This is a genomic window from Candidatus Avoscillospira sp. LCP25S3_F1 (assembly GCF_052117125.1).
In the GTDB taxonomy this organism is placed as follows: domain Bacteria; phylum Bacillota; class Clostridia; order Oscillospirales; family Oscillospiraceae; genus Avoscillospira_A.
Window position 1 is genome coordinate 64688 of record NZ_JBQKJT010000001.1, and the last position, 18900, is coordinate 83587.

General features: G+C 58.8%; 17 protein-coding genes. 7 read left to right on the forward strand and 10 right to left on the reverse strand.

What is annotated here, in order from left to right; all coding sequences use genetic code 11:
* Positions 1 to 486: 486 nt before the first annotated feature.
* From ACTQ33_RS00370 to ACTQ33_RS00395, 6 genes are all read left to right on the forward strand, one after another.
* Positions 487 to 819 carry a cupin domain-containing protein gene (locus ACTQ33_RS00370; protein WP_441461122.1) on the forward strand — a complete coding sequence of 111 codons (333 nt, stop codon included), beginning with the start codon at positions 487 to 489 and terminating at the stop codon, positions 817 to 819.
* A 172-nt stretch (positions 820 to 991) separates the two neighbouring features.
* Entirely contained in the window at positions 992 to 2812 is a 1821-nt protein-coding gene (locus tag ACTQ33_RS00375; protein ID WP_441461124.1) for a recombinase family protein, read from the forward strand.
* A 7-nt stretch (positions 2813 to 2819) separates the two neighbouring features.
* The gene (locus tag ACTQ33_RS00380; protein ID WP_441461126.1) at positions 2820 to 3167 is read left to right on the forward strand and encodes a sigma-70 family RNA polymerase sigma factor; all 348 of its coding nucleotides are present in this window, start codon (positions 2820 to 2822) and stop codon (positions 3165 to 3167) included.
* A gap of 232 nt (positions 3168 to 3399) precedes the next feature.
* Positions 3400 to 3606: a 4Fe-4S dicluster domain-containing protein gene (locus ACTQ33_RS00385; protein ID WP_441461128.1), complete on the forward strand. Its 207-nt coding sequence runs from the start codon at positions 3400 to 3402 to the stop codon at positions 3604 to 3606.
* On the forward strand, positions 3603 to 4244 hold the full coding sequence (locus ACTQ33_RS00390; RefSeq protein ID WP_441461130.1) for a 4Fe-4S binding protein: 642 nt from the start codon (positions 3603 to 3605) through the stop codon (positions 4242 to 4244). Before ACTQ33_RS00385 ends, ACTQ33_RS00390 begins: the two co-directional genes overlap by 4 nt.
* Positions 4237 to 4527, forward strand: a complete 291-nt coding sequence (locus tag ACTQ33_RS00395; RefSeq protein WP_441461132.1) for an ArsR/SmtB family transcription factor — start codon at positions 4237 to 4239, stop codon at positions 4525 to 4527. Before ACTQ33_RS00390 ends, ACTQ33_RS00395 begins: the two co-directional genes overlap by 8 nt.
* 78 nt (positions 4528 to 4605) lie before the next feature.
* On the opposite strand, the gene ACTQ33_RS00400 is transcribed toward ACTQ33_RS00395, so the two are convergent.
* Positions 4606 to 5544, reverse strand: coding sequence for a 1-phosphofructokinase family hexose kinase (locus ACTQ33_RS00400; RefSeq protein WP_441461134.1), 939 nt, complete (start codon positions 5542 to 5544; stop codon positions 4606 to 4608).
* 234 nt (positions 5545 to 5778) lie between these two features.
* Here ACTQ33_RS00400 and ACTQ33_RS00405 point away from each other — a divergent pair, with 234 nt between their 5' ends.
* A complete protein-coding gene (locus tag ACTQ33_RS00405) occupies positions 5779 to 7059 on the forward strand; it encodes a phosphodiester glycosidase family protein (protein ID WP_441461615.1) in 1281 nt (426 codons plus the stop codon).
* A gap of 103 nt (positions 7060 to 7162) precedes the next feature.
* Here ACTQ33_RS00405 and ACTQ33_RS00410 read toward each other — a convergent pair whose 3' ends face one another.
* From ACTQ33_RS00410 to pyrH, 9 genes are all read right to left on the reverse strand, one after another.
* Positions 7163 to 7597, reverse strand: coding sequence for a hypothetical protein (locus tag ACTQ33_RS00410; RefSeq protein ID WP_441461135.1), 435 nt, complete (start codon positions 7595 to 7597; stop codon positions 7163 to 7165).
* 152 nt (positions 7598 to 7749) lie between these two features.
* Complete coding sequence (locus ACTQ33_RS00415; protein ID WP_441461136.1) at positions 7750 to 12063, reverse strand: PolC-type DNA polymerase III; 4314 nt, start codon at positions 12061 to 12063, stop codon at positions 7750 to 7752.
* Between the two features lie 2 nt (positions 12064 to 12065).
* Positions 12066 to 13103 carry a flavodoxin-dependent (E)-4-hydroxy-3-methylbut-2-enyl-diphosphate synthase gene (gene ispG / locus ACTQ33_RS00420; protein ID WP_441461137.1) on the reverse strand — a complete coding sequence of 346 codons (1038 nt, stop codon included), beginning with the start codon at positions 13101 to 13103 and terminating at the stop codon, positions 12066 to 12068.
* Positions 13104 to 13107: 4 nt separating this feature from the next.
* On the reverse strand, positions 13108 to 14175 hold the full coding sequence (locus ACTQ33_RS00425) for a M50 family metallopeptidase (protein ID WP_441461139.1): 1068 nt from the start codon (positions 14173 to 14175) through the stop codon (positions 13108 to 13110).
* A 12-nt stretch (positions 14176 to 14187) separates the two neighbouring features.
* Positions 14188 to 15333, reverse strand: a complete 1146-nt coding sequence (locus ACTQ33_RS00430; RefSeq protein WP_441461141.1) for a 1-deoxy-D-xylulose-5-phosphate reductoisomerase — start codon at positions 15331 to 15333, stop codon at positions 14188 to 14190.
* 348 nt (positions 15334 to 15681) lie between these two features.
* Complete coding sequence (locus ACTQ33_RS00435) at positions 15682 to 16509, reverse strand: phosphatidate cytidylyltransferase (protein WP_441461142.1); 828 nt, start codon at positions 16507 to 16509, stop codon at positions 15682 to 15684.
* Between the two features lie 15 nt (positions 16510 to 16524).
* Complete coding sequence (locus ACTQ33_RS00440) at positions 16525 to 17268, reverse strand: isoprenyl transferase (protein ID WP_441461144.1); 744 nt, start codon at positions 17266 to 17268, stop codon at positions 16525 to 16527.
* A gap of 62 nt (positions 17269 to 17330) precedes the next feature.
* Entirely contained in the window at positions 17331 to 17882 is a 552-nt protein-coding gene (gene frr, locus ACTQ33_RS00445) for a ribosome recycling factor (RefSeq protein WP_441461146.1), read from the reverse strand.
* A 1-nt stretch (position 17883) separates the two neighbouring features.
* Positions 17884 to 18606, reverse strand: coding sequence for a UMP kinase (pyrH, locus tag ACTQ33_RS00450; protein ID WP_441461147.1), 723 nt, complete (start codon positions 18604 to 18606; stop codon positions 17884 to 17886).
* Between the last annotated feature and the right edge of the window lie 294 nt (positions 18607 to 18900).

Genomic DNA, 18900 nt, shown 5'->3' on the forward strand with positions numbered 1-18900 from the left:
CCGGACAGCAGGAGCTGGCAAAACGTGTTGCCGGTGTCCATGCCGATCTGGTCCATCGCTACATACAAACGCTGCCTTGTCCCTCAGAGGAAAAAGCAGCGTTATTGGATGCCGTTATTGCAACCGTAAAAAAGAGCGCAGGGGATTGAACCCGTCAGGGTTTGATCCCCTGCGCTTTTCATCAGAAAACAGCTCCTTCAGGTCTGTTGGTCAACTGGCACTGGTATCGCGCCCCAGCTCTTTTTTTCGTTGTAATTACAACATACAGTTTGCAACTTATCCGATACAATAAACTCGGAAACAAACATGGGGCAGCGTCAAAGACACCTTGTTCGCTGCTGCCTTCGGAACAGGCTCGGTGACGCAAACGCTGCGCCGTATTTGCAAATCCACTACCGATACGACGCTTTGCATAACCATTTTGGGCCTGTATCAGTGAAGGTTAAACCATAAACTATTACTATCACACAACAGGAGGTTCGTTTTATGAACGCTAAAATGAAAAATATCAGTCAGGCAGAGGTTCTGGTCCTGAAGGATCAAATTGCCTACCAGGACGGCCAGGTGGTCAGCAAGACGTTGGCCCAGAACAATGCGTTGAGCATTACCCTGTTCTCCTTTGCCAAGGGTGAGGAGATCAGCACGCACGAGTCCGGCGGCGACGCCTTTGTCACCTGCCTGGACGGCGTCGGCAAGATCACCATTGACGGCGTGGACTATCTGCTCCATGAAGGCGAATCCATTGTGATGCCCGCCGGGCATCCTCACGCCGTATACGGCGAAGAAGCCTTTAAAATGATGCTGGTTGTTGTATTTTAAAAGGTCCATGGAGCGGGCAGCACTGTCAAAGTCCTGCTGTATCTGGGTGTTGCCTGATCGTTTTTCCTATGGCGTTTTCTGAGACAAGGTATGACACAATCCTCTTCGTATGATCTCTGCGTTATGATATACTTGCAGCAATCTATCACATGCGAGCAAAGGAGGATGAACGATGCCCAACGAGTCAGATGCCATTGCCCTCTATTCCCGCAAGTCCCGGTTTACCGGCAAGGGCGAGAGCATTGGCAATCAGGTGGAGCTATGTAAAGAATATGTGCGGCTGCACTTTGGAGAGCAGGCCGCGGAACAGCTGGTTATCTACGAAGACGAAGGGTTTTCCGGCGGCAATTTGAACCGTCCGGCCTTCCGGCGCATGATGGAAGCGGCCCGGCAGCGGAAGTTCCAAGCCATCATTGTCTACCGTCTCGACCGCATCAGCCGCAATGTCAGCGACTTTTCCGGCCTCATTGAAGAATTGTCTCGGTTGAATGTTTCCTTTATTTCCATCAAGGAGCAATTCGATACCAGCACCCCCATGGGCCGGGCCATGATGTACATTGCCTCTGTCTTTTCCCAGCTGGAGCGGGAAACCATTGCCGAACGCATTCGGGACAACATGCAGGAATTAGCCAAAACCGGCCGCTGGTTAGGCGGTACCACCCCCACCGGCTATGCCTCCGAAGCCGTCAAAAGCGTGACGGTGGACGGCAAAACGAAAAAGGCCTGCAAGTTAAAGTTGATTCCCGAAGAAGCGGAAATCATCAAAACCATTTTTGACCTGTATCTGGAAACGGATTCTCTGACCATCACCGAAGCTCGGCTGATGCAGCGTGGAATTCAGACGAAAAGGGGCAATCATTTCACCCGCTTTTCTATCAAGTCCATTTTGCAGAACCCTGTCTATCTGATCGCCGACCAGGAGGCTTATGATTTCTTTCAGCAGCATGAAACGGACCTGTTTTCTGAGCAGAGCGAGTTTGACGGTATCCACGGCATAATGGCCTACAACCGTACCGACCAGGAAAAGGGTCGGGCCACCATCTATCTGCCTCCCAGCGACTGGATTGTGTCCGTGGGCAAGCATCCAGGGTTGATTCCCGGCAAGGCCTGGGTCGCCGTTCAAGAGTCTCTGGAGCGAAACAAATCGAAAGCCTTCCGCAAGCCCCGCAGCAATGAAGCGCTGCTGACAGGTCTGCTCTATTGCCGCTGCGGCGAACGGATGTACCCCAAGGTCAGCAAGCGGAAAACCGCCAACGGCAGCCCCGTCTATACCTATGTGTGCAAGTTGAAAGAGCGCAGCCAGCGCGCCCTCTGCAACAACAAAAATGCCAGTGGCAATCTGCTGGACCAGGCCGTTCTGGATCAGCTGAAGCTGCTCCAGGAGGATCAAGATACGTTTCTCGCCCAGTTGGAACAGAGCCGCAAATTCTACACCGGCAACCGTATGGACTACGAGCAGCGGCTGGATGCCCTGCGGGGAGAAAAACGTGACCTGGAAAAGAAGCTGGACGCTTTGGTGGATTCCCTGGCAGACCTGGCCGAGTCCGCTGCCCGCGGTCAGGTGTCCCGGCGTATCGAATCCCTCAGCAGCCAGTGCGACGATCTGGGTAAACGGATTCAGGAGTTGGAGGGGTTGACCTCCCAGCATGCCCTCAGTGATCTGGAGTTTGATCTCCTGCGGCAGCTGCTGGCTGTTTTCCGGGACGGCATGCAGGAAATGTCCCTGGAGCAGAAACGGGCTGCGGTTCGCACCGTGGTACGCAAAGTGGTCTGGGATGGCATCCACGCCCATGTGGTACTGTTTGGCGTGCCGGATGATGAGATTGAATACCCGCCGTTCCCCTCCGACGGTTCTGACCCGGACGGCAACGATACCGATGGCGAAACTGACGAACCTTCCACCTGCTCCGATGATGACTACGCAGAAAATCCATCGAATCCCGATGACTCCACCGACGGTACAAAAGCGCATTGGGGCGGGAATAGCAAATGAAATCCTGATGCACTTTCGCAGCCAGAAAAAGTCCAGCGGCGACGTATCTCTGTCCGATTACATAGAAACGGGCAAGGACGGCAACGCTCTTTCTCTGATGGACGTCATCTGCACCGATGATGATCTATTCGAGGACCTCAGCGCCCGGGAGAATGCCGCACGGCTCCACCGGGCCATGAAAGAGGTCCTGACGGACCGGGAATTGCTGGTGGTCCAGCTTCGGTATGGGCTGGGTGGCCGTAAACCCCTGACCCAGCGGGAGGTGGCCCAGCAATGCGGCATTTCCCGGTCCTATATCTCCCGCATTGAGAAAAAGGCCCTGCAAAAGCTGGAAGCAGCGTTCCGGGATTCCTGATCCGAAACTTTACAAACGTTGCAGGTTTGTCCTATTGATTGAAATTGGTGCAGGGGACTTTTGTCCCCCGCACACCCCCCTGCTGCTCTCTTACAGCAGATTGTACAGATTGCCGGACAGTCCGATGGGAGGTTCCTCCTCCCTCCTGTCCGCAAAAGCCGGTTGACAAATCTCATTCTGTCTATTATATTAGTAATTGCTTAATTACTTAATTATTATGGAGGAACCCACTATGCCATCGAAACGACTGGCCGCCGTAGACAGCGGCCGCTGTGTGGCCTGCGGCAGCTGCTGTAAGGTCTGTCCCAAGGGAGCCGTCACCGTCTGGCGCGGCGTCTCCGCCGTAGTGGATGGTACGCTGTGCATCGGCTGCGGCAAGTGTCAAAAAGAATGCCCCGCCGGGGCCATCGTCCTCAACAACCGGGAGGCCGCCGTATGAACAAGACAAAACACTGGTACGACTATCTATGGATTGTGACGCCCGTCTATTTCGCCCTGGGCTTCTTCAACATCCTCTTTGCCTGGATCGGTATGATCTTCTTCTGTCTCCCCCTGTTCATCGCCATTTTCGGCGGCAGCAAACTCTACTGCAATCGCTACTGTGATCGGGGACAATTCTTCACCCTCCTGGGCAAAAAACTTCATCTGTCCCGCAACGTCCCCACCCCCCGCTGGATTGGCTCCAAATGGTTCCGGTATGGATTTCTGATTTTCTTCTTCGCCATGTTCTTCCAGATGCTCTGGGTGACGTATCTGGTGGGCGCCGGCGCCAACTCCGTCAGCGCCGCCGTCAAACTGTTCTGGACCTTCCGGGTGCCCTGGGACTGGGCCTATCACGGCACCGTCTTCGCCCCCTGGGTCGCCCAATTCGCCTTTGGCTTCTACGGTATGATGCTGACCTCCACCCTCATCGGTCTCATCGTCATGGTTCTGTTCCAGCCCCGCTCCTGGTGCGTCTTCTGCCCCATGGGTACCATGACCCAATGGATCTGCAAGCTGCGGGCCGGAAAAACACCGCCCCCCGCCTGCTCCGGCAGCTGCGCTTCCTGTTCCCGGGAGGGCTGCGGCCATGGCTGAATTGCAGGAACAGGCCAAAGCCGTGGCGGCCCTTCTGGGACAACTGGCCAATGAAAACCGGCTGTTGATTCTCTGCGCCCTGCTGGAAGGACCCAAAACCGTGGGCCAGCTGGGCGAGGCCGTCCCCCACATCACCGGTCCGGCCCTGTCCCAACACCTGCAAAAGCTCCGGGCGGCGGGTCTGGTGGATGGCACCAAACACGGCCAGTTTGTGGAATACCAGATTGCCGACCAGCGGCTGTACGGCCTGATGGAACGGCTGAAAGCCCTGTATTGCGCCTAAAAAAACACGCCCGCAGGCGTGCCGAATCATCGGTACGCCTGCGGGCGTTTTTCTGGAACGTTTTCCGTCAAAAATCGTCTATGGTTCTGAAAGCGGCTCCAAGACCGTCTGGGCATACAGATCCGCCACATCGTCCATGGTCACCGGCGCACCGCCGGTACAGGCCGCATGGGCCATACTGACCGCCACGGCCCGGCGGGCCGTCTCCTGCCACGCCGTCCCCTGCTCCAGGTCCCACAGGACGCTGGCCAGCAGCGCATCGGCCGCGCCGCGGGCCGCAGACGCCTCCAGAATGGGGCCGCAGACGTGAAAGCTCTCCCCTGCCGTGACAAACAGTGCCTCCCGGTGGCTCAAGGTCACCACCACCCGTTCCACACCGTTGGCCGCCACGGTACGGGCTGCCGCTGCCAGGGCTTCCCGGTCCGGCAGTTCCTTCTCACACAGCGCCTCCAACTGGGCCCGGTCGGGCCGGATGACCGTGGGACCGGCGGCCACACCGATTTTCATGGCCATACCCGCCGTATCCAACGCCGTCCGGATGCCCCGGTCCCGCAGGACTGTAATCCAGTCGGCCAACTGATGGTCCGTGACGCCGGCGGGATTCTTTCCGGCAAACACCACTGTATCCCCAAGCCGGACCTGTTCCTCCAGCTTTTCCCACAGTTCCTGGAGGTTCTCCGTCGTCACCGGCTGTCCCGGCTCCAGAATCCGGGTACAGGTGTCGTTGTCCGGGTCCAGAATGGTGAGATTGGTCCGGGTTTCATTGGCGGTAAAGGTGAAGTCATTGGGGATGCCCAGCATATCCAACTGGTCGCGAATCCAGTCTCCTGCCGCACCGCCGATCAGGCCCATGGCCACGGTACGGGCCCCCAAGCCCTGGAGCACTCTGGATATCTGGATTCCCTGCCCTCCCGGCGACTGCCGGGAACGCTCCGTCAGGCCCACACTGTCCACCTCAAAGTCCCGCACCACCGAGACTTTATCCAGGGCCGGATGCAACGTTACCGTAAAAATCATACTGACTTCTCCTGTTTCTTTTACTGTCTACCATTATAATCCCTTTTCCCCAAAATGTAAATGAAAATCCCATCCTTTGGCGCCATCCCCGGAAACTGGCCGCATTGTTTCCACATTCTTAACATTTCCCCGGCAAAACCGTATTTACACCACCCGGCAATCGTGGTATGATAGAGCGTAACGGTTTTTCGACCGAAACCGACAACAGTTGATTGGAGTGACATCTTGAGTCAGGTGAAGCTATTTGGCGGCAAAAGCAGACGGGCCGCCCCCCAGTCCTCCGCCCCTCGGGCGCGGAACAAGAAACAGCGCTCGCCGCTGAAACTCATTACGGTGATCCTTACCATTTTGGCCGTGCTGGAGTGCGGCTATTTCGTCTGCGTCTATTCCAACATTCCCTTTATTGCCAAGTGGCGGGAAATCTACATTCAGACGGCCATGGACACCATGAGCCATCAGTGGTTGGCTACCGCCTTTATTCCCCAGGGCATCATTGAAGAGGCCATGGCAAGCCGTGCCGCCGCCATGCAGGAGCAGACGGAACACAGCTCGTCGGACAACTGGGCCAACCAGCAGCCGTCCGACACCGACACCAAGCCCACCACCTCTGATACGACTGATACGACCGTGACGGAGGACCCGGAAAAGACGGCTTTTTACGAGCTGTTCTGGGAGATTGACCCCAACTCCATGGACGCCTACTTAAAGCAGCATCCCGAAACGCTGGACAACGGCTGGGATGAAATTTACATCAATGAAGCCGGTCTGGACGACGAGGGCACCTCCATCCAGACCACCATGGGCGAACAGGTGCTTGCCATCGACGTACCCAATCAGATTCTTCTGGTCCGCGTCAAGGGCAGCGGGTACCGTGGCGTTCTGGCCGTGGCCAAGGACCCCAGCCGTCTGTCTGTGGAAAACTCCAAGGGGATTGGCTCCTACGGTCAATACGCCGGTACCATCGCGCAGAATCACAACGGCGTTCTGGCCATGACCGGCAGCGGCTTTATCGACCCGGACGGCGTGGGCAACGGCGGCCTGTTGGCCGGTTACTGCATGTCCAACGGCGAGGGTATGGGCCGTCATTACGGCTGGAGCTACAAGCGGGTGGAGCTGCGGGAGGACAACTACCTCTATATCGTGGATACCTCGGCCCCGGTCCATGAGGACACCACCGACGCCGTGGAGTTTACCCCGGCCCTGATTGTAGACGGCAAAGTGCTGGCTACCAGCGGCTATAACGCCCTGAATCCCCGGACCCTCATCGGTCAGTCCGACAAGGGCGAAATCCTGATGATGGTCGTTGAGGGCCGTCTGGTCCAGTCCGTGGGCATCACCGTGGACGACTGCGCCCCCATCCTGCTGGACCATGGCTGTATGCAGGCTTTGAACCTGGACGGCGGCACCAGCTCCATCCTCTGGTATGACGGCGAATATGTGACCCAGTGTTCCAACACGGCCCTTCCCGAGGGACGGCTGCTGCCCAATGCCTTTGTGTACAAGCGGGCGGAGTAATGGTTTTTTGCGGGGCTCTGCCTCGCTCCCTGCAATTTTTTGAAAGAATTGCGTATAACTTTAAAATTGCCCCGGATTCCCTAGGGAATCCGGGGCAATGGTTTTATTGGGGCTGCGATTCCACCACATAGAGGACATAGGCGGCAGGATCGTAGAGCAGAACCAGCCTGGCATCGCCGTCGGTCAATTCGTAGCCCAGCCAGTCTCCCACCGGCGGCATAGGCGCATCGGCGGGGGCTATGGCTGTAAAATCCGCGGCCAGGGTTTCATCCACCGGTTCCCATTTTGCCAGCAGATCGGCAATGGACTTGCTGTAGGTCAGCTTTGCATACAAGGTACCGTCGGTGTCCAGCCGGTCATCCACCTCCTTGGTGTAGCCGTCGGGGAGCCCCGCTCCCCAGCGGTCGGCCAGCTCCAGACTGAGACTGTCCTGGCTGCCTCGCAGCTGTTCAATTTTGTTGCTGGTGGAGCGGTAGACAAAGAAACCGCCCACGAGAATCACCAAAACTACCGTGACAATGCGGACGTATTTGTTCACAACAATACCTCCATACTCTCGGCCATGGATTCCGGGGGAATCCATGGTCAGTTAAAAGTTTACTCGATTTTTTCAAAAATCGCAGGGGTCCAGGGGGCGGCGCCCCCGGTCGCCCGCCGCAGCGGGCGAAATCCCCCCGCCGCACCATCGATTCAGAACAACGAAACCTGGCTGGTGTCGGGCATATCCCCGAAGGCTCCGGCGGCCCGGAGGTTTTCAATGTGGGTCTTGGAGACCTTGGGACAGGCGGCGGAGAACTCCTCGATGGAGATAAAGCGCTTGCCCTTGCGGCCCTCGACGATGTCCCAGGCGGCGGTTTCACCCAGGCCGGACACCGATACAAAGGGCGGCAGCAATTTTCCGTCCTGGATTTTGAACTTCAACGCCTCGGACTCGTAGAGGTCCATGGGCAGGAAGTCGAAGCCCCGGAGGTAGAACTCGTAGCAGACCTCCAGCGTGGTTTTCAAATCGTCGTCCTTGTCGGTGGCGTCGGGGTTGTGGTTGATCTCCTGGATTTTCTCCTTGACCAGGTCGATGCCATGGCACATCATGGCGGCGTCAAAGCCGCCCTTCTGGCTGCGGCGGTAGAAATAGGCCGCGTAGAACGCCAGAGGCTCATGGACCTTGAACCAGGCGATGCGGAACGCCATCATCACATAGGCCACGGCGTGAGCCTTGGGGAACAGATATTTGATTTTCTTGCAGGATTCAATGTACCAGGCCGGTACACCGGCGTCGATCATCTCCTGTTCCGCGCCCTCGGGCAGTCCCCTGCCCTTACGGACCGACTCCATGATCTTAAAGGACCGCTTTTCCGGCATACCGTTGGCGATCAAGTAGTTCATGATATCGTCGCGGCAGCCGATGGCGTCCTTAACCGACGCCGTACCGGACACAATCAGGTCCCGGGCGTTGCCCAGCCACACATCGGTGCCATGGGAGAAGCCGGACAGACGAATGAGAACGTCAAACTCATGGGGCTGGGTATCCACCAGCATACCGCGGGTGAAGCTGGTGCCGAACTCGGGAATGGCGCAGGTACCCACCGGCCCCAGAAGCGGATCGTCCTCGAAACCCAGAATCTTGCTGGAGGTGAAAATGGACATGGTGTCCTTGTCATCCAGGGGAATCTCCTGGGCGTTGACGCCGGTCAAATCCTCCATCATGCGGATCATGGTGGGGTCATCGTGGCCCAGCATGTCCAGTTTCAAGAGGTTTTCCTCCATGGAGTGGTATTCAAAATGGGTGGTGATGATATCGGATTTGGGGTCGTCGGCCGGGTGCTGGACGGGACAGAAGTCCCAAATCTCATTTTCCTGGGGAATGACCACCAGGCCGCCGGGGTGCTGGCCCGTGGTGCGCTTGACGCCGACGCAGCCGGCGGCCAGACGGTTTTCCTCGGCTTTCGGCACCGTCCGGTGGCGCTCATCCAGGTACTTTTTGGCGTAACCGTAGGCGGTTTTCTCGGCCACGGTGCCAATGGTACCGGCGCGGAACACGTGGCTGGCGCCGAACATCTCCACACAGTAGGCATGGGCCCGGGCCTGGTATTCGCCGGAGAAGTTCAGGTCGATATCGGGGACCTTATCGCCGCCGAAGCCCAGGAACGTCTCAAAGGGAATGTTGAATCCGTCCTTGTCCAGCTTGGCCCCGCACTCGGGACAGGTGGCGTCGGGCAAATCCGCGCCGCAGGCGGCGGTTTTTGGCACGTCGAAGGTGCAGTATTTGCAGTTGGGACACCGGTAGTGGGGCGGGAAGCTGTTAACCTCCGTGATACCGGACATATAGGCCACGATGGACGAGCCGACGGAACCACGGGAACCGACCAGATAGCCGTGCTCCAGGGAGTTTTGAACCAATTTCTGGGCCGACATATAGATCACGTCGTAGTGACAGGAGATAATGTCGTGCAGCTCCGTCTCCACGCGGTCTGTGACCAGCTTGGGCGGGTTTTCACCGTAGAGCCGGTGCATTTTGCCGTAGACCAGGGATTTCAAATCCTCCACGGAATTTTCGATGGAGGGGGCGAATAGATTGTGGGGAACGGGCCGCAGCAGTTCGCACATATCGGCGATGCGGTTGGGGTTTTCCACGACGATCTCCCGCGCCACGTCCTCCCCCAGATAGGAGAACTCCCGGAGCATTTCGTCGGTGGTGCGGAAGTACAGGGGCAACTCCCGGTCGCAGTCCTCGAAGCCCTTGGAGGCCAGGAGCATCCGGCGGTAGATTTCATCCTCGGGGTTGAGGAAGTGGACGTCGCCGGTGGCAACGACGGGTTTCCCCAGCTCCTTGCCCAGGCTGACAATGGTGCGGTTGAAGTCCCGCAGCTGTTCCTCGTCCTCGGCCAGGCTCTTGTCCAGCATAAACCGGTTATTGCACAAGGGCTGAATCTCCAAAAAGTCATAGAACGACGCCAGACGCAGCAATTCCTCCCGGCTTTTGCCCTCGATGACGGCCTGGAACAGTTCGCCTGCTTCGCAGGCGGAACCGATGATCAGGCCCTCCCGCCACCGCAGCAGCTCCGACTTGGGCATCCGGGGGCGGCGCTTGAAGTATTTCAGGTTGGAATAGGACACCAGCCGGTAGAGATTCCGTAAACCTGTCTGGTTTTTGGCAAACAGGATGATATGGCGGGTATTGCGGCCATCGATGCGGGAGCCGCTGCGGAGCGTCGCCATCAGGGGATTGAGTTCCCGGACCCGCGATACGCCCCGCTCCTCCACCATGGCGAAGAACTTCCGCAGCATATGGGCCACGGTCATGGCGTCATCCACGGCCCGGTGGTGGTTGAACTCCGGCAATTCCAATGCCTCGGCCACAAGGTTCAGCTTGTGCTTGTTCAGCTCCGGCAGCAGATTCTGGGCCATAATCAGAGTATCGATGTAGGTGGGGTGATACTCGATGCCCAACCGCCGGCAGGCGGCCTGAATAAAGCCCACGTCAAAGTCGGCGTTATGGGCCGCCAGGACCCGGTCGCCGCAGAAGGCCAGAAATTTCGGCAGGACCTCCTCGATGGGCGGGGCATCCTTCAACATCTCATCGGTGATGCCCGTCAGATCGATGATCTGCTGGCTCAGCTTGCGGCCCGGATTGACAAAGGTTTGGAACTGGTCGATGATCTCGCCGTTTTTATAGATGGCCGCGCCGATTTCCGTGATGACTTCGGTTTTGTTGGACAGGCCCGTGGTCTCCAGGTCAAAGGCCACAAATTCCCCGTCCAGTCCCGCATCGCCGGTTCCATGGACCACCACCCGGTCGTCCACGTCGTTGACATAATAGCCCTCCACGCCGTAGAGGATTTTAATGTTCTCGTCGGTACCGGCCACCTTGGCCTTACCCGCCGCCTTCATGGCTTCCGGGAACGACTGGAGACAGCCGTGGTCCGTGATGGCGATGGCCTTATGGCCCCACTTGGCCGCCTGCTTGACAGCGGCGGTGGTGGAGGTCAGTCCGTCCATGGAGGACATAGACGTATGTAGATGCAGCTCCACCCGCTTTTCGCCGGGGGCCGTATCTTTCCGCTGGGGCATGGCGCCCACCATGATGCCCTGGGGCTGCAATACCATTTCGTTGTCGTAGCGGTCGAAGGTCATCTTGCCCTGGATTTTCACAGCCATGCCCACCTGGACCTTCTCGATGATGGGCTGGGCCTTGGCGTTCTCCATGAACTGATGGACCCGGACGGAGCTGGTATTGTCGGTGATGTCGAAGCTGACGACCCAGGCGTTGCGTTTCTTCAATTCCTTGTGGTTGACGGCAAAGACCTGTCCCTCCACGATGATGCGGAACATATCCAGGGTCAAATCCTTCATGGCCGTCACTTCGCCCCGGAACGGTTTGCCGTAAATGACGTCGGCGGACACGTCCAGGGTCGGGGCGCTGCGTTGCTTCTTCTCGCCTCGCTCCTTGTCCGGCGGCGGGGCCAGTTCCAGCTTTGCCACAGTCTCCGCCCGAAGACGGGCCGTTTCGGCAAACAAGTCCGCGTCGTCGGCCAGACTGCCCCGCTCCACGTCAATATTCACATCCCGGCCAAACCGGTCCTGGATGTAGCGGACGGCAGCAGGCAAATGGGGCAAAAGGTCATTTTTTCCATTGGCCCGCAGATGGACCGTCAGCTTGTCCCCCTCCAGCGTCCAGATGGCCCCGGCCAGGGTCGAGGACGCCATGGGATAGACCCGGTTCAGAACCCAGGTCAATTCCGTAAAATCCATCTGGGAAAGACAGTCCCCGGGAAAGCGCGGGTGCAGCTTCACCCGCCGGATGGCAAACTGTTTTTCCAGCGCCCGCTCCGTCTCCCCCAGGTGTTTCGCCGAGACATACTGGGGCATGGCCAGATAGACCGCCACCGTCCGGCGTTCCATGTCGATTTCCGCATGGCAAACGGCAGCCTGCTGAAAGGCAGGCTGCTGTTCCTCCGGCGGCGCATAGCCCCGGAACATATCGAGAAAATAAACGGTTTTTTCCATGGTTACAGTTGGTCGATATACGATAGCAACGCGGGCAGCAGCTGATCGTAGGGCAGCTTTTGTTTTTGTTCGCCCTTGACGAACAGAATGCCGCAGTCCTCGCCGCCGGCAATGCCCACATCTGCCTCCCGGGCCTCGCCGGGGCCGTTGACGACGCAGCCCATGACGGCCACGGTGATGGGTTTTTTGCAGTCCTGCAACGCGTCTTCCACCTGCTTTGCCAGACCGATCAGGTCGATGCGGGTCCGGCCGCAGGTGGGACAGGCCACGATATTGACGCCGTCTTTCCGCAGGCCCGCCGCTTTCAAAATGGCTTTGGCGGCGCGGATTTCCTCCACCGGGTCGTCGGTGAGGGACACGCGGATGGTGTCGCCGATGCCCATGCACAGAAGGCCCCCGATGCCCATGGCCGATTTGATGGTACCCATATAGGCGGTGCCGGTCTCGGTGACGCCCAGGTGGACCGGGTAGTCGCTCTGCTCCCGGAACAGCCGGTACGCCGCCATCATGGTTGGCACGTCGGAAGACTTCATGGACACACAGATGTCGTAAAAGCCGCAGTCCTCCAACAGTTTGATATGGGAAAAGGCGCTTTCCACCAGGGCTTCCGCCGTGGGGTGGCCGTATTTCTGGAGCAGCTCCTTATCCAGGCTGCCGCCGTTGACGCCGATGCGGATGGGGAGATTCCGTTCTTTACAGGCGTCCACCACGGCCCGGACCCGGTCGGGGCCGCCGATGTTGCCGGGGTTGATGCGGATTTTCGCCGCGCCCGCCTCCGCCGCGCCGATGGCCAGCCGGTAATCAAAATGGATATCGGCCACCAGGGGCAGGGGCGACCGGGCGGCAATCTGCCGGAACCCCTCCACGGCCTCCTGATTGGGAACGGCCAGCCGGACGATCTGACACCCGGCGTCGGCCAGCGTTTGAATCTGCCGCAGAGACCCCTCCACGTCGGTGGTACGGGTATTGAGCATGGACTGGATGGAAACGGGCGCGCCGCCGCCGATGGGGACGCCGCCCACTAAAATCTGTCTCGTCATTTTCTCACCCTCCAATAATGCGGAATACGTCCTGGAAGGACACATAGACCATCAAAACCAGCAGCAGCACCATACCGGCGGCGTGGAGATAGCCCTCGTACTTGGGGTTGATATGGCGGCGGGTGACCTTTTCCACCACGGTGGTCAGCAGCAGGCAGACCACGCGGCCGCCGTCCAAGGCCGGCAGGGGCAGCAGGTTCATGACCGCCAGATTGACGGCGATAAAGGCCGCCAAATAGAGAATATTCAGCAGGCCGATGGTCACCGTGGGGGACGAATTGCCCGTATCGGCGATGACGTCCACAATGCCCACGGGGCCGGACATATCCTTGAGCCCCACGGCGCCGGAGATCAGATCCTCCAGGCCCATGCGGACCATGCGGACAAACTCCAGGCAGTTGTACCAGGCGTTTTTCAGGACGCTGCCCACGGTCTTGCCCTCATAGCCCAGGAGAATGCCGTAGCCGTAGGTCTGCCGGCCCTCGTATTCGTAGGTGTCCTGGAAGAGATGGAAGTCCTTCAGGACCATCTGTTTGCCGTCGCGCACAATGGTCAGGTCATAGTAGCCGTCGCCGGTGCGGGCCGTCAGCAGCGACAGGTCGTTGGTCAGATACAGCCGGTGGCCGTCCAGGGCGTACAGTGTGTCCCCCACCTGCAAGCCCTGCTCCTGCAAGCCGCCGTTGTCATAGAATCCCGTCAGTTCCAGGGTGGTAAAGCCGCTGTAGGTACACAGCAGCACCGCCACCATCAGGAAGCCCACCACGAAATTCATAAAGGAACCGGCCACCAGAATGATGACCCGCCGCCACCAGGAAACGCTGTGGAAGCCCCTGGGGTTGTCGTTGTCCTCGTCCTCGCCCTCCATGGCGCAGAAGCCGCCCACGGGAAAGGCCCGGATGGAATATTGGGTCTCGCCCCGCTGCCGCTTCCAGAGAACGGGGCCCATGCCGATGGCAAATTCATTGACCTGAACGCCCAGCTTTTTCGCCGTGATGAAGTGGCCCCACTCATGGGCCAGAATCAGCACGCCGAACAGAAGGATTGCCAGCAGGATATAGAGGATCGTCGTCATAGAACCATAACCTCACACGTTGGAATATACGCTGTCCCGGGCGGCCCGGTCGGCCTCCAACACCTGTTCCAGGGTGGGACCGGCCACAAAGGGTACCGTGTCCATGGCACGGGCCACGGCGTCGGAAATGTCATAAAAGCCGATTTCGTCCCGGAGATACAAGGCCACCGCCGCTTCGTTGGCGCCGTTGAGCACGGCGCAGGCCGTGCCGCCCCGCTCCGCCGCCTGCCGGGCCAGGGCCAGACACGGGAAGGCTTCCAGGTCCGGCGCGTGGAACGTCAGGGGGCCGCAGGTGAGTAAATCCAGGGCCGGGGCCGGATTGTCCAGCCGCCGGGGATACGTCAGGGCCAGCTGAATGGGGATGCGCATATCCGGCGTCCCCAGCTGGGCCATCACCGCCCCGTCCCGGTACTCCACCAGGGAATGGACAATGCTCTGGCGGTGGATGACCACATCCACCTGGGAAAGGGGCAGGTCATAGAGCCGCATGGCCTCGATGACCTCCAATCCCTTATTCATCATGGTGGAGCAGTCGATGGTGATTTTTTCGCCCATTTTCCAGTTGGGATGCTTCAGGGCGTCGCCCTTCTTTACTGTACGCAGCTGTTCCCGATTCATACCAAAAAACGGACCGCCGGACGCCGTCAGAATCAGCCGCCGGACCTCGCTGCGGTCCTGGCAGCCCATGAGACACTGGAAAATGGCCGAGTGCTCCGAGTCCACCGGCAGAATGTCCACGCCGTTTTCTTGCGCCGCGGCCATGACCAGTTCCCCGGCACAAACCAGCGTTTCCTTGTTGGCCAGGGCAATGCGCTTTTTGGCTGCAATGGCAGCCAATGTGGGCCGCAGCCCCACCATGCCCACCACGGCGGTCACCACCGTGTCGGCGTCGGGATGGGTGGCGGCAGCAATCAGCCCGTCCATGCCGGATTGAATGTCGATGTCCAAGTCGGAAAGGCGGGTCCGCAGGTCCCGGGCCGCCGCATCGGTGGCCATGACGGCCAGTTTGGGCCGGAATTGACGGCACTGGGCTTCCATGCGTTCCACATTGGTACCGGCGGTCAATGCCGCCACGGCAATCCCCAGCTGGGGAATCACGTCCAGGGTCTGGCGGCCGATGGAGCCGGTGGAACCCAGGATGGAAATGCAACGAGTCATAGAAACTCCTTTCTATCTGTCGAATGGTACAGTCTTGCGGGCGCTGCCCCGCACCCCGCGATTTTTTGAAAAAAATCGAGTAAAACTTTCAATAGGACATGGATTCCCGTGGAATCCATGTCCAGAAAATAGTATTCCAGGGGCAGCACTTCTGTAGCCGTACACACGCTCTATCCAACGCCGCAGCAATGCGAAGCATGGATTCAGAGCCATACCGCAGAAATTTAGCGGCAGAGCGCCAAATCACCAACACAATCTAAGCGATAAAAGTTTACTCGATTTTTTCAAAAATCGCAGGGGTCCAGGGGGCGGCGCCCCCGGTCGCCCGTCGCAACGGGCGAAACTCCTTTACCGCAGAATCCACATCGTGAGCAGCAGCCAGATGCAGGGGGACACGAAGGTGACGCTGTCGAAGCGGTCCAGGATGCCGCCGTGGCCGGGGAGCAATTTGCCGTAGTCCTTGACGCCGAATTCCCGCTTGATGACGGAGAAGCTTAGGTCGCCCATCTGGCTGATGGCGCTGCCCACGACGCCCAGAATGACGGCCTCCCACCAGGTACATAGATCATAGCCGATGGTCCAGTGGATGATGGCCCACATGAGGGCCATGCCGAAGACGCCGCCGACGAGACCGCCGATGCCGCCCTCCACGGTCTTTTTGGGGCTGACGTGGGGGGCCAGCTTGTGTTTGCCGAAGAGCATCCCGGCGAACAGCGCAAACGTATCGCTGCCGAAGGAAATGCAAAGGGGGACAAAGGCCAGGGCCGGGCCCAGCTCATAGACCAGCCGCAACCGCAGGAGACAGCCCAGCATGGAGGGGAACACCAGGCCCGCAAACAACGCCATGGTCAGATGGCCGAAGGGGATGGCGGTAGGCTTTCCATAGTTGCCGATGGCCAGGCCGAAAAGGGCGAAGACAAACACCAGGGCCAGCAGCGGCAGGAAACTGCGGTCCAGCCAGGCCGTGGCGTAGATCTCCGCCGAGACCAAGACCGCCGCCAGGACGCTGGTCCAGCGAAGGGGCCGGTTGTTCACGCCCACGGCGTGGAGCAGCTCGTGGGCGCCCAGGGCGCACATGGCCGTGACCAGAATGGCCGGGGCCCAATCGGGCATCCACAGCAATACCAGCAGCAGAAACGGAATGCCGACGACGGCAACCATCACACGTTGAAACACTTGCGTTTCCTCCCCTTACTTCTTTTTGACGCCGCCGAAGCGGCGGTCCCGCTGGGCATAGGCCGCCAGGGCCTTGTTGAGTTCCTTTTCGTCGAAGTCGGGCCACAGCACATCGGTGAAATAAAACTCGCTGTAGGCCGACTGCCACAGGAGGAAATTGGACAGGCGCAGCTCCCCGCTGGGCCGGATGACCAGGTCCGGATCGGGAATGCCTGCGGAATCCAGCAGGTTCGAGAACATCCCCTCATTCAAATCGTCGGGGCTGCACTTCCCTGCCGCGCAGTCGGCGGCAAATTTTTTCGCGGCCCGCAGAATCTCATCCCGACCGCCGTAGTTGAGACAGACGTTGGCCTGGAAGCCCTGGTAATGGGTGGACGTCTCCAGCGTCCGATTGGCCAGCTCCTGCAATTCCGCCGGAATGCGGCTGAGATCGCCGAAAAAGTTCAGGCGAATCCGGTCCTTTTCCATCTTCTCCAGCGCTTCCAGCAGATACTTCTTCAACAGGCCCATGATGGCCGATACCTCTTCCTCGGACCGCTTCCAGTTCTCGGTGGAAAAGGCGTACACCGTCAGATGCTCCATGCCAATGTCCCGGCAATAGGTGGCAATGCGTCGGAAATTCTCGCTGCCGGCGGCATGGCCCGCCGTCCGCGGCAATCCCCGCTTCTGAGCCCAGCGGCCATTGCCGTCGAGGACGATGGCCACATGGCGCGGCACCACGACGGGCGCTTCGATGGTTTTTTTCGTAAAAATTCCCATATCTTCACCTTTCGATGGGAAAGGCCGCCCTACGGCGGCCCCTCTCCTCATAAATACGGAACTTACAGCTCCATCAGTTCCTTTTCCTTGACCACGCACATATCGTCAATCTTCTTGATATACTTGTCGGTCATGTCCTGCAAGTCCTTCTCGCACTTCTTCTGGTCGTCCTCGGTGATCTCGCCCTTCTTCTGCTGCTTCTTGAAGGCGTCCATGGCTTCGCGGCGGACATTGCGGATGGCAACCTTGGCGTCCTCGCCGTACTTCTTGACCTGCTTGGTCAACTCCTTACGGCGGTCCTCATTGAGCTGGGGAAACACCAGACGAATAATCCGGCCGTCATTCTGGGGGTTGATGCCCAGATCGGAGGTGAGAATGGCCTTCTCAATGGGCTTGAGCAGGGTGCCGTCCCAGGGCTGAATGACCAGGGTCCGGGCGTCGGGGGACGAAATGGACGCCACCTGACCGACGGGAGTATCCACACCATAGTATTCCACACTGATGCGGTCCAGGACCTGGGCGTTGGCGCGGCCGGCGCGAACGGCGCCGAAGTCGGCGGCCAGAACCTCCAGGGTCTTATCCATCTTATGGCTGTATGCGGAATAATCTGCCATGTTAAAATTCCTCCTTCACGATAGTACCGATTTTCTCACCCATGATGACGCGGTAAATATTCTCCGGGTCCTTGAGGGCGAAGAGCACAATGGGAATGTGGTTGTCCATGGACAGGGATGTTGCCGTGGTGTCCATGACCATGAGATGCTTGGCCAGAACCTCATCATAGGTGATTTCGTCGTACTTGACGGCGGTGGGGTCCTTGAGGGGATCGGCGCTGTAGACGCCGTCAATGTTCTTGGCCAGCAAAATCACGTCGGCATCGATTTCCGCAGCGCGGAGTACGGCGCCGGTATCGGTGGAAAAATAGGGGTTGCCGGTGCCGCAGCCGAAGATGACCACACGGCCCTTTTCCAGATGGCGCAGGGCCTTGCCGCGGATATAGGGCTCGGCAATCTTGTTCATCTCCACCGCCGTCTGGACCCGCACGGGCACATCCCGCTGCTCCAGACAATCGGCCACGGCCAGACAGTTGATGACGGTGGCCAGCATACCCATCTGGTCGGCACGGACCCGCTCCATCCGGTCGCCGCCGTCCTTGAGGCCGCGCCAGAAGTTGCCGCCGCCCACGACGACGCCCACCTGGACGCCGGCTTCCACACACTTCTTGATGACGTCGCAGACGCCGCCGATAACATTGAAGTCCAGTCCGCGGTGCTGGTCACCGGCCAGGGCCTCGCCGCTGATCTTCAAAAGAACGCGTTTATATTTGATTTCACTCATAACAGCCTCTCCTGTTTTCAGTTTCTTACCCTATTCTATAATATCCAGGGCCGATTGAAAAGAGGAAATTTTCATTTCCCGCCGGAGTTTATAGATTATTTACTTTTTCCCGGCGAAACATGCCGGAACAACCGGAAGTTCCTTTTCTCATTTTTGTAGACGCGCCCACAACCTCCTCCATCCGGAATACCGTGATCTCGCGGTGCAAAAAATTCATTTCAGGATTGCACCGCCGCGGTCTTTCGGGTATAATATTCCAATACTGACGATTATTACGCCGCTGCGGCGGCGGAG